10 protein-coding genes are annotated in these 10904 nt (G+C 64.9%); 5 read left to right on the plus strand and 5 right to left on the minus strand.

What is annotated here, in order from left to right; all coding sequences use genetic code 11:
* From JWQ24_RS16155 to JWQ24_RS16175, 5 genes are all read left to right on the plus strand, one after another.
* Positions 1–2309: LPS-assembly protein LptD (locus JWQ24_RS16155; protein ID WP_299809944.1), on the plus strand; the 2309-nt coding region annotated here is incomplete at its 5' end.
* An 80-nt stretch (positions 2310–2389) separates the two neighbouring features.
* The gene (locus tag JWQ24_RS16160; protein WP_299809947.1) at positions 2390–3322 is read left to right on the plus strand and encodes a SurA N-terminal domain-containing protein; all 933 of its coding nucleotides are present in this window, start codon (positions 2390–2392) and stop codon (positions 3320–3322) included.
* Between the two features lie 33 nt (positions 3323–3355).
* A complete protein-coding gene (pdxA, locus tag JWQ24_RS16165) occupies positions 3356–4360 on the plus strand; it encodes a 4-hydroxythreonine-4-phosphate dehydrogenase PdxA (protein ID WP_299809950.1) in 1005 nt (334 codons plus the stop codon).
* On the plus strand, positions 4357–5220 hold the full coding sequence (gene rsmA, locus JWQ24_RS16170) for a 16S rRNA (adenine(1518)-N(6)/adenine(1519)-N(6))-dimethyltransferase RsmA (protein WP_299809953.1): 864 nt from the start codon (positions 4357–4359) through the stop codon (positions 5218–5220). The genes pdxA and rsmA overlap by 4 nt, the downstream gene beginning before the upstream one ends.
* 12 nt (positions 5221–5232) lie before the next feature.
* Positions 5233–6291 carry an alcohol dehydrogenase gene (locus JWQ24_RS16175; protein WP_299809956.1) on the plus strand — a complete coding sequence of 353 codons (1059 nt, stop codon included), beginning with the start codon at positions 5233–5235 and terminating at the stop codon, positions 6289–6291.
* Positions 6292–6361: 70 nt separating this feature from the next.
* Here the strand turns inward: JWQ24_RS16175 and gmk are convergent, their stop codons facing one another.
* The 5 genes from gmk to JWQ24_RS16200 all read right to left on the minus strand — a co-directional run.
* Positions 6362–7018 carry a guanylate kinase gene (gene gmk / locus JWQ24_RS16180; protein WP_299809960.1) on the minus strand — a complete coding sequence of 219 codons (657 nt, stop codon included), beginning with the start codon at positions 7016–7018 and terminating at the stop codon, positions 6362–6364.
* Positions 7015–7902, minus strand: a complete 888-nt coding sequence (locus JWQ24_RS16185; RefSeq protein WP_299809963.1) for a YicC/YloC family endoribonuclease — start codon at positions 7900–7902, stop codon at positions 7015–7017. The genes gmk and JWQ24_RS16185 overlap by 4 nt, the downstream gene beginning before the upstream one ends.
* A gap of 121 nt (positions 7903–8023) precedes the next feature.
* Positions 8024–9307: an endolytic transglycosylase MltG gene (mltG, locus tag JWQ24_RS16190; protein WP_299809966.1), complete on the minus strand. Its 1284-nt coding sequence runs from the start codon at positions 9305–9307 to the stop codon at positions 8024–8026.
* Between the two features lie 113 nt (positions 9308–9420).
* Positions 9421–10686 (minus strand): beta-ketoacyl-ACP synthase II, encoded by a 1266-nt coding sequence (gene fabF, locus JWQ24_RS16195; RefSeq protein WP_299809969.1) that lies wholly within the window; start codon positions 10684–10686, stop codon positions 9421–9423.
* 95 nt (positions 10687–10781) lie between these two features.
* The coding region (locus JWQ24_RS16200) for an acyl carrier protein (RefSeq protein WP_299809972.1) at positions 10782–10904 on the minus strand (123 nt) is incomplete at its 5' end.

Raw genomic sequence — 10904 nt, forward strand, 5'->3', positions numbered from 1 at the left:
CGCTGCCGCCGCGTCCGAAGCCGCCGAAGGCCGCCAATGACGGGCAGATGCTCGTGCAGGCGACCGAGGTCGATTACGACTACAACAATTCGCGCGTCTCCGCGGTCGGCAACGTGCAGCTGTTCTACAACGGCACCAGCGTCGAGGCCGACAGGGTCATCTACGACCAGAAGACCAAGCGGCTCCATGCCGAAGGCAATATCCGGATGACGGATGCCGACGGCAAGATCACCTATGCTGAGATCATGGATCTCTCCGACGATTACCGCGATGGTTTCGTCGATTCGCTGCGCGTGGACACCGCCGACCAGACCCGCATGGCCGCGACCCGCGCCGACCGCTCCAGCGGCAATTACACGGTGTTCGAGAACGGTGTCTACACGGCCTGCGCGCCGTGTAAGGACGATCCGAAGAAGCCGCCGCTCTGGCAGGTCAAGGGTGCCCGCATCATCCACGACCAGACCGAAAAGATGATGTATTTCGAGGACGCACGCCTCGAATTCTTCGGTACGCCGCTGGCCTACCTGCCGTATTTTTCGACCCCCGATCCGACCGTGAAGCGCAAGACCGGCTTCCTGATGCCCGGCTTCAGCCAGGTGACCAATTACGGTTTCGGCATCGAGACCCCGTTCTATTGGGCGATTGCGCCGGATTACGACGCCACGATCAGCCCGCGCTACACGACCAAGCAGGGCCTCTTGCTGCAGGGCGAGTTCCGGCAGCGGCTGATGGACGGCGCCTACTCGATCCGCGCCTACGGCATCAACCAGATGGACCCGAAGGCCTATGCCGGAACGGTCGGCGAAAAGGATTTCCGCGGCGGCGTCGAGTCCAAGGGCCAGTTCGCCATCAACGACAAGTGGGTCTGGGGCTGGGATGCGGTCGCGCTGAGCGACTACACCTTCCTGCAGGATTACCGGCTGTCGCTGTACAAGGACCCGTTCGCGTCGTTCATCAACCTGCCGACCGAAGCGGTCTCGCAGCTTTATCTGACCGGCGTCGGCAACCGCAGCTTCTTCGATGCGCGCACGATCTATTACCTGAGCTATTCCGGTGCGCAGAGCGAAGTGCCCGTCGTGCTGCCGGTGATCGACTATGCCAACGTCATCAACCGCAACATCCTCGGCGGCGAGTTCAGCTACAAGACCAACTTCACCAGCCTGACCCGCACCACGGCCGATTTCGACGCGATCTCGACGCTCGGCGCCGCGAGCGCGCTGTGCAACACCACCTCGGCTGATCCGGCCGCACGCACCGTCGGCAACTGCCTGCTGCGCGGTATGCCCGGCACCTATACCCGCCTGTCCGCGCAGGCAGAGTGGCGCCGGTCCTACACCGACCAGTTCGGCCAGATCTTCACGCCGTTCGCGATCATCCGCGCCGACGCGATCGACGCCTCGATCTCGAACCAGCCGGGCGTTTCGAACTTCATCCAGCCCGGCGATAGCCAGGCGCTGCGGGTGATGCCGACCATCGGCATGGAATATCGCTATCCCTTCATCAACGTGCAGCCTTGGGGCACCACGACGATCGAGCCGATCGCGCAGGTCATCATTCGCCCGAACGAGACCTATGCCGGCAAGCTGCCGAACGAGGATGCCCAGAGCCTGAATTTCGACGCCAGCAACCTGTTCAGCGTCGACAAGTTCTCCGGCTATGACCGCGTCGAAGGCGGCGGCCGCGCCAATGTCGGCGTCCAGGCGACCACCCAGTTCGACCGCGGCGGCTCCGTCAACGTGCTGTTCGGCCAGTCCTACCAGCTCTACGGCCTGAACTCCTACGCGGTCGCCGACGTCACCAACACCGGCGTCGATTCCGGCCTCGCCAGGACGCGCTCCGACTACGTGGCCCGCGTGAACTATTCGCCCAACCGCACCTATACGTTCTCGACCCGCGCCCGCTTCGACGAAGAGACGCTCAACGTGCAGCGCTTCGAGGCCGAAGGCCGCGCCTCGTTCGACCGCTGGTCGGTCAGCCTGATGTACGGCAACTACGCGCCGCAGGCCGATCTGGGCTACCTGACCCGTCGCGAGGGCCTGCTCGGCACCGGCTCGATCAAGCTGGCGTCGAACTGGGTCGTCACCGGCGGCGCGCGCTGGGATCTGGAAGCCAACAAGATCAACCAGTACACGCTGGGTGCGGGCTACGTGGACGACTGCTTCGTGCTGGCCGTCAATTACGTGACGTCCTACAACTACGTCACGAACCAGGCCACGCCGCCGGTGCTGAACCACGCGGTGATGCTGCAGATCGGACTGCGCACGCTCGGCAGTTCTTCCGGCACCGGCGCCGGCGGCGGCATTCAATAACGACGCACCGCCGCGAATTCTCCGTTTTCTGCGTGCATAGGCGGACCAGTTTTCGAGATGTGTGACACGGCGGTTTGACAATGACTCCCATGATTTCCCGGCGCCTTTCGCAGGCCCTGATGGCGGCGGCGCTGATCCTGATCTGCGGCGCAGCGCCGCTGCGCGCCCAATCGGTTGCGGTGATGGTCAATGGTGAGGTGATCACCAATTTCGACGTCGATCAGCGCATGAAGCTGACCGGGCTGTCGGGCCAGAAGAGCCCGAACCGCAAGGACGTCATCGAGGAATTGATCAACGAGAAGGTCAAGATCAAGGAAGGCAAGAAATTCAGCGTCGATCCCGGCGCCTCCGAAGTCGATGGTGCGTTCCAGAGCATGAGCGGGCGGATGCGCCTCTCACCGGAACAGCTGGTCGCGCAGTTGGCCACCAAGGGCATCCGGCCGGATACGCTGAAGAGCCGCCTGAAAGCCGACATGGTCTGGAACGCGCTCGTCCGCGGCCGTTTCAAGCAGAGCCTGCAGGTCGGCGAGAAAGAGGTCGAGGCCGTGGTGCTGAACAGCGGCGGCGACAGCAATGTCGAGGCGTTCGAGTACCAGATGCGCCCGGTCGTGCTGGTGGTGCCGCGCGGCGCCGGCGCCGGTGCGGCAGAAGCCCGCAGCAAGGAAGCCGAAGGCCTGCGCAGCCGGATCCAGACCTGCGACGAGGCCAACAGCACCTTCAAGTCGATGCAGAACGCCACCATCCGCGACACCGTAATCAAGACCTCGGCCGATCTGCCGCCGACGTTGCGCGAACTGCTCGACAAGACGCCGATCGGCCATCTCACGCCGCCGGAAGTCACCCGCCAGGGCATCGAGATGGTGGCGCTGTGCTCGCGCAAGCCCACCAAGATCGATACGCCGAAGAAGCGCGAAGTCCGCGACAAGATGTTCGCAGAAAAATTCGAGGCGAAGTCGAAGGCCTACCTGCAGGAAGTCCGCAACGGCTCGATGATCGAGTATCGCCAGCAATAATCGGCTCCGGCCGCGACCGGCTGAAGGGCCCGCATGGCAACACCTCTTGCGCTAACACTGGGCGAACCGGCCGGCATCGGCCCGGACGTCGCCATCGCCGCATGGCGGCGCCGCCATGAGCTGGACCTGCCGCCGTTCTATTTACTCGGCGACCGCGACTGCATCCAGGCCCGCGCGAAGCTGCTCGGTATCGACCTTCCGATTGCCGACGCCACGCCCGAAAGCACGGCTGCGGCGTTCGCTGACGCGTTTCCCGTCGTCTCCACCGGCCACAACGTCACCGCGCAGCCCGGCCGTCCTGACGCCTCCAGCGCCCCCGCCGCGATCACGTCGATCCGCCAGGCCGTCGCCGACGTCGAGGCCGGCCGCGCCTCCGCCGTAGTGACCAACCCGATCGCCAAAAGCGTGCTGTACCGCGCCGGCTTCCTGCATCCCGGCCACACTGAATTTCTGGCCGAGCTCGCCGCCCGCAATGGCAAGACGCCGATGCCGGTGATGCTGTTGTGGTCGCCGACGCTCGCCGTGGTGCCGGTGACGATCCACGTCTCGCTGCGCGACGCCATCGAGCAGCTCACCAGCCACCTGATCACCGCGACCGCACGCGTCGTCGTCGCCGACATGAAGACCCGGTTCGGAATCCGCCGGCCGCGCCTCGCCGTCTCCGGCCTCAATCCGCATGCGGGCGAGGACGGCACGATGGGCGACGAGGAGCAGACCATCATCGCGCAGGCGATCACCGTGCTGCGCAACGAGGGCATCGACGTAACGGGCCCGCTACCCGCCGACACCATGTTCCATCCGGCGGCGCGCGCAAAATACGACTGCGCGATCTGCATGTACCACGACCAGGCGCTGATCCCGATCAAGACCATCGCCTTCGACGACGGCGTCAACGTCACACTCGGCCTGCCCTTCATCCGTACCTCGCCCGACCACGGCACCGCCTTCGGCATCGCCGGCACCGGCACAGCCAATCCGTCGAGCCTGATCGCGGCGCTGAAGCTGGCGGCCCGCATGGCCGCGGCGCAGCCGTCATGAGCGGCATCGACGACCTGCCGCCGCTGCGCGAAGTCATCCAGAAGTTTGATCTCTCGGCGCGCAAATCGCTCGGCCAGAATTTTCTGCTCGACCTCAACCTCACCGCAAAGATCGCGCGGGCCGCGGGACCGCTCGAAGGCGAAACGATCGTCGAGATTGGTCCGGGACCGGGCGGCCTGACCCGCGCGCTGCTGGCGCTGGGCGCTGCCCGCGTCATCGCGGTCGAGCGCGACGAACGCGCCCGTCCCGCGCTCGAACAGATCTCGCAGCATTATCCCGGCCGGCTCGAGATCGTGATCGGCGACGCCCAGACCTTCGACCCCAGGCCGCTGCTCGCAGGCCAACGCGCCAGGATCGTCGCCAACCTGCCCTACAATATCGCGACGCCTCTGCTGATCGACTGGCTGTGCACCGAGCCGTGGCCGCCGTGGTACGACATGATGGTGCTGATGTTCCAGCGCGAGGTCGCCGAGCGCATTGTCGCGCGCGAGGATGATGAGGCCTATGGCCGGCTCGGCGTGCTGTCGAACTGGCGCGCCGAAACCCGCATCCTGTTCGACATTCCGCCGACCGCCTTCGTGCCGGCACCCAAGGTGACATCGTCAGTGGTACGCCTGACGCCGCGCGCCGCGCCCGAGCCGTGCGAACGCCGGATGCTCGAACAGGTCGCCGCCGCCGCCTTTGGCCAGCGCCGCAAGATGCTGCGGCAGAGCCTGAAGGCGCTCGGCGTCGATCCCGAGATCCTCGCCGCCGCCGCCGGCGTCGAAGCCACGCGTCGCGCCGAGACGGTCCCGGTATCCGGCTTTGTTGCCATGGCCCGTGAATTGGCGGATATACGAAAGATAAAAAACGCCACCTAGGGAGAGCTATTCATGGCGCTGATGCGACGCCAATCGCTGGTCAAGTTCGATGCTCCGCTGTGCGAGACCATCGTCGATACGCCGAAACCTGTTGGCAACGAGGTTCTGGTCCGTATCGAACGCTGCGGCCTGTGCCATTCCGACCTGCATATCCAGGACGGCTATGCCGACCTCGGCGGCGGCAAGAAGCTTGATACCACGCGCGGCATGACCCTGCCCTTCACGCTTGGCCACGAGATCGCCGGCGTCGTCGACGAAGTCGGCCCCGATGCCTCGAAGGATCTGATCGGCAAGAAGGTCGCCGTATTCCCCTGGATCGGCTGCGGCAAGTGCCGCGACTGCCTCGCCGGCGACGAAAACCTGTGCGCCCGCAACCGCTATCTCGGCGTCGCGCTCGACGGCGGCTTCGCCAGCCACGTGCTGGTGCCGGATGCGAAGTACCTGCTCGACTACGATCCGCTGCCGGTCAATATGGCGGCGACCCTGATGTGCTCCGGCGTCACCGCCTACGGCGCGTTGAAGCGCCTCGTCGATCGCCCGCGCCAGCGCAACATCCTTCTCATCGGCCTTGGCGGCGTCGGCATGATGGGCCTGGCCTTCGCGCAGGCGATGTTCAAGCAGCCGATCTCGGTCGCCGATCTCAGCCCGGCGGCGCGCGAGGCAGCACTGAAGAACGGCGCAGCGTTCGCCTATGATCCGGCCGAACCCGATGTTGCCCGACGCATGGTGAAGGAAACCGATGGCGGCTTCGACGGCGTCATCGATTTCGCGGGCAATGACAAGTCGATGGGCTTTGCCGTATCGACGGTGGCGCGCGGCGGCAAGATCGTGGTGTCCGGCCTGATGGGCGGCAACTTCTCGCTGCCGATGGTGCAGTGGATCTACAAGCGCATGACCATCGAGGGCTTCATGGTCGGCACACTGGCCGAAGCCAAGGAGTTGATGGACCTGGCGCGCGCCGGCAAGATCAAGCCGACGCCGATGAAGGAAGAACCAATGGCCGACGCGCAGAAGTGGATCGAGGAATTGCGCGCTGGCCACGTGGTCGGCCGCGTCGTGCTGACGAACTGAGGCGCGAACTACATGTCCCGGACGCGGGGCAGCGCATTTGCGCTGCTCCGCGGAGCCGGTGCATTTCCAGCTACAGCTGCTGTCGCAGTTTCTGCACGAAGGCCGTGACGCCGACCTGACGCTCCAGCTTGAGCTGTTCGGCGCGCAAAATCGATTTCACCGACTCGAAGGCAATGCCGATGTTGTCGTTGATGACGATGTAGTCATAGGCGTCATAATGGCTCATTTCGTCGCCGGCCTTCTTCATCCGGCCGCGGATCACCTCGTCGGAATCCTGCGCACGGGTATGCAGCCGCTGCTCCAGCGCCTGCACCGAGGGCGGCAGGATGAACACGCTGACGACATCCTTCGCCGCACGGCCGCGCAGTTGCTGCGTGCCCTGCCAGTCGATATCGAACAGCACGTTGTGCCCGGCCGCCAGCGCGGCCTCGACCGGCGCGCGCGGCGTGCCGTAGCAATTGTCGAACACCCGCGCCCATTCCAGCAATTCGTCCTGCGCCACCATCTCGTCGAACCGCTTCTGGTCGACGAAGTAGTAGTCGCGGCCATCCACTTCGCCGGGGCGCATCGGCCGCGTCGTCACCGAAACGGACATGGTGAGATCGGGGGCCTCGGCGATCAGCATCCGGGTGAGCGTGGTCTTGCCGGCGCCGGACGGCGACGACAGCACGAACATCAGGCCGCGCCGCTCAACGCCTTCGGATGCGGGATTGCTGGAATTCGTCATTCGAGATTCTGAACCTGTTCGCGGAATTGCTCGACCACGTTTTTCATCTCGAGGCCGGTGTTGGTCAGTTCCAGATCGTTGGATTTCGAACAGCAGGTGTTGACCTCGCGGTTGAATTCCTGCGCCAGGAAGTCGAGCCGGCGGCCGACCGGTCCGCCCTTGCCGATCATCTCGCGCGCCTGCGAGATGTGCGAGGCGATGCGGTCGAGTTCTTCGCGGATGTCGGCCTTCGCCGCCATCATCAGCGCTTCCTGGTTGAGCCGGTCGGAATCGAAACGATCGGACGACTCCAGAAGCGCCGCGATCTGTTCGGCGAGCCGCGCGCGGATGGCTTCCGGCTTGCGGCCGGGCGCCGCCTCGGCCTTCTTCGTCAGCGACTCGATTTCACTCATGCGCTGCGTCAGGATCTCGCCGAGCGTGGCGCCCTCGCGCTTGCGCATCGCCACCAGCGCGGTCAGCGCCTCCTCGAAGGCGGCCGCGACGGCGATTTTGGCGGCCTTGTCCTCGGCCTCGTCGGCCTCCGGCTCAACCACTTCGATCACGCCTTTGATGGCCATCAGCCCGTCGACGGAGGGCGCCACCGCGTCGATCTTGCCGGCGAGATCAGCGGCGATCCGCAGGATCGAATTGAGCACCTCCTCGTTGACCCGCACGGTGGACAGCGCATTGCCGCGCTTCACGGTGAGGTTGGCGTAAACGGTGCCGCGCGACAGGATCTCGGTGGCGCGCTTGCGGGCGATGGTCTCGATCTCGTCCCAGCCCGGCGGCAGCCGCATCCTGAGGTCAAAGCCCTTGGCGTTGACGGACTTCAATTCCCACTCGAACGCATACGGCCCACTGGTGCCGTGGCTTCGCGCAAAGCCGGTCATGCTCGACAGCGCCATCGCGTCACGTCTCCGAAAATGCGAGCGAGATTCGCGTAACCGCAAACCCCGCTCAGGTTAGAGCCTTTTCAGGCCAAAGAGAATTAGGCGCCAAGGCCAGCGCGGCGCCGGGCGGCGACGTCTATCGCTGGACCACGGGCGGCGTGGTGGTGGTCGTGGTCTGCGCCGCACCCTGGCGGGCAGCGGGCGCCGGTGCGGGCGCTACGTTGCGGGCCCGCTGCTTGGCCGGTGCGGGCTTGGCCGGCGTCGTGCCGGTGGCGGCATTGGCATCGGCCGGTGCGGCCGGAGCCGCAGCCTCTTCCGGCGGCTCGACGGCGTCGTTCTGGATCGCCTTCTCCATCACGCGGAGCTTCGCGACGTTCTTCTGATGCGCGTCGTAGGTTTCAGTGAACGTATGGCCGCCGGTGCCATCGGCGACGAAGAACAGGTCGCGGGTGCGCGCCGGATTCGCCGTGGCTTCCAGTGAGGCACGGCCGGGATTGGCGATCGGCCCCGGCGGCAGGCCTTCGACGACATAGGTGTTGTAGGGCGACGGCTGCTGGATCTCGCTGCGCTTGATCGGGCGGCCCAGCGTGCCCTTGCCGCCGACGATGCCGTAAATGATCGTCGGATCGGATTGCAGCTTCATCTTCTGGCGCAGGCGATTGACGAATACCGAGGCGACGCGGCTGCGCTCGTCCGCCTTGCCGGTTTCCTTCTCGACGATGGAAGCCAGCGTCACCAGTTGCTCCGGCGTCTTGACGGGAATATCGGCGTTGCGGCGTTCCCAGATCTCGGCAAGCACGCGCTTCTGCGCCTGCTGCATGCGCTGGACGACCTGTTCGCGCGGCGTGCCGCGCGGGAATTTGTAGGTCTCCGGCAGCAGCGTTCCCTCGCGCGGCATTTCGCGGATCGAACCAGTGAAGATGTCGTTCTCGGTCAGCCGGCCGACGATCTGCTCGGAGGTCAGTCCTTCCGGAATGGTGACGGAGTGCTGCACGACCTTGCCTTCGACGATGGTGCCGATGACGTCGCGCAGGTTGGCGTTCTTCTGGAACAGGTACTCGCCGGGCTTCAACTCGGAGCTGGCCTTGAGCGCGAACACGCTGCCGATGAACACCCAGCGATTGGCGTCGATCACGCCTTCGCTCGCCAGCTTCTCGGCGATGTCACCCTTGCCGGCGCGGGCCGGGATGTTGACGATCTTGTCTTCTTGCAACGGTCCCGGCGCATCCAGCGCCTGGCGGCCATAAACATAGAGGCCGCCGGCCCCGATCATCGTGACGATGATAATCGTGAAAATGGCATTGCCGGCCACCACCAAGGGATTGCGGGCACGGTCCGAACGCTTCGGCGGCGGCGGAACCTGCTCCGGCTCCAGCGCGGCGCGCGGGCTCCTGGGCGAAATGGGCGGCCTCTCACTCATCGATACAACCTGATCCTGTCGGTACAACGCTCACGGGGGGCGAACCGACCCCGTCAATAGCACGCGCCCGAAGTAGGAATTAGAGCGGAATGCGGCGAAACGGTGGAGGCTATCTAATTGGCAACGCGCTGCAGGACCAACGAAGCGTTTGTACCGCCAAATCCGAATGAATTCGACAGTGCAATGTTGATCTCCCGCTTGCGCGGCTTCAGCGGCACCAGATCGATCGCGGTCTCCACCGACGGATTATCGAGATTGATCGTCGGAGGCGCGACGTTATCCCGAATCGCCAGGATGCAGAAGATGGCCTCAACCGCGCCGGCAGCGCCGAGCAGATGGCCGATCGACGACTTGGTCGAGGACATCGACACCTTGGAGGTGGCATTGCCGAGCAGGCGCTGTACGGCGCCCAGCTCGATTTCGTCGCCGAGCGGCGTCGATGTCCCGTGCGCGTTGATGTAGTCAAGATCGGCCGCGGAGATGCCGGCGCGCTTCATCGCAGCGCTCATGCTGCGGAACGCGCCGTCGCCATCGGGCGTCGGCGATGTGATGTGATAGGCATCGCCCGACATGCCGTAGCCGACGATCTCGGCATAGATTCGTGCGCCACGCGCTTTGGCGTGCTCGTACTCTTCCAGCACCACAACGCCGGCGCCCTCGCCCATGACAAAACCATCGCGGTCCTTGTCGTAGGGACGCGACGCCTTGGTCGGATCATCGTTGAATTCGGTCGATAGCGCGCGCGCCGCGCAGAAGCCGGCCATTGCCAGCCGGCTGATCGGCGATTCGGTGCCGCCCGCGACCATCACATCGGCATCGCCGAGCGCGATCAGGCGGCTGGCGTCGCCTATCGCATGCGCGCCGGTCGAACACGCCGTCACCACGGAATGGTTGGGGCCCTTGAGGCCGTGCGCGATCGAGACGTAGCCGGAGGCGAGATTGATCAGGCGGCCGGGAATGAAGAACGGCGAGACCTTGCGCGGTCCGCGCTCCTTCAGAAGCAGCGCCGTATCGGCAATACCCGACAGGCCACCGATGCCGGAGCCGATCATGGTGCCGGTGGCACACTTGTCGGCTTCGGTTTCCGGATGCCAGTTGGCGTCGTCGAGCGCCTGTTTGGCGGCGCACATCGCATAGATGATGAAATCGTCGACCTTGCGCTGGTCTTTCGGCTCCATCCACTGGTCGGGATTGAAGGTGTCGTTGCTGCCGTCGCCGCGCGGAATCACGCAGGCGATCTGACTGGTCAGATCCGACACGTCGAACGTATCGATTCGCTTGGCGCCGCTTTCGCCGTTCAGAATGCGCTTCCAGGTCGGCTCGACGCCGCAGCCCAGGGGCGACACCATGCCTAGGCCTGTGACGACCACCCGCCTCATCGCCGATCCTCCCACTGATCCCTAGCTTGTCACAGCAAGAAGCCGGTGGATCGCAGTCGCGATCCGTCCGGCTTCAAGTGTGTCGCGCGAAGGCGTCAGCTTTTTGCGTTTTTCTCAAGAAATTTGGTGGCGTCGCCGACGGTCAGAATCGTCTCGGCGGCGTCGTCCGGGATTTCGCAGCCGAACTCTTCTTCGAATGCCATCACGAGCTCGACAGT

Source organism: Tardiphaga sp. (assembly GCF_028290495.1).
Lineage (GTDB): Bacteria > Pseudomonadota > Alphaproteobacteria > Rhizobiales > Xanthobacteraceae > Tardiphaga.

Excerpts from the sequence above, each read along its gene's own strand:
- JWQ24_RS16160 (WP_299809947.1), top strand. The coding sequence starts at position 2,390 with ATGACTCCCATGATTTCCCGGCGCCTTTCGCAGGCCCTGATGGCGGCG.
- pdxA (WP_299809950.1), top strand. The coding sequence starts at position 3,356 with ATGGCAACACCTCTTGCGCTAACACTGGGCGAACCGGCCGGCATCGGC.
- rsmA (WP_299809953.1), top strand. The coding sequence starts at position 4,357 with ATGAGCGGCATCGACGACCTGCCGCCGCTGCGCGAAGTCATCCAGAAG.
- JWQ24_RS16175 (WP_299809956.1), top strand. The coding sequence starts at position 5,233 with ATGGCGCTGATGCGACGCCAATCGCTGGTCAAGTTCGATGCTCCGCTG.
- gmk (WP_299809960.1), bottom strand. The coding sequence starts at position 7,018 with ATGACGAATTCCAGCAATCCCGCATCCGAAGGCGTTGAGCGGCGCGGC.
- JWQ24_RS16185 (WP_299809963.1), bottom strand. The coding sequence starts at position 7,902 with ATGGCGCTGTCGAGCATGACCGGCTTTGCGCGAAGCCACGGCACCAGT.
- mltG (WP_299809966.1), bottom strand. The coding sequence starts at position 9,307 with ATGAGTGAGAGGCCGCCCATTTCGCCCAGGAGCCCGCGCGCCGCGCTG.
- fabF (WP_299809969.1), bottom strand. The coding sequence starts at position 10,686 with ATGAGGCGGGTGGTCGTCACAGGCCTAGGCATGGTGTCGCCCCTGGGC.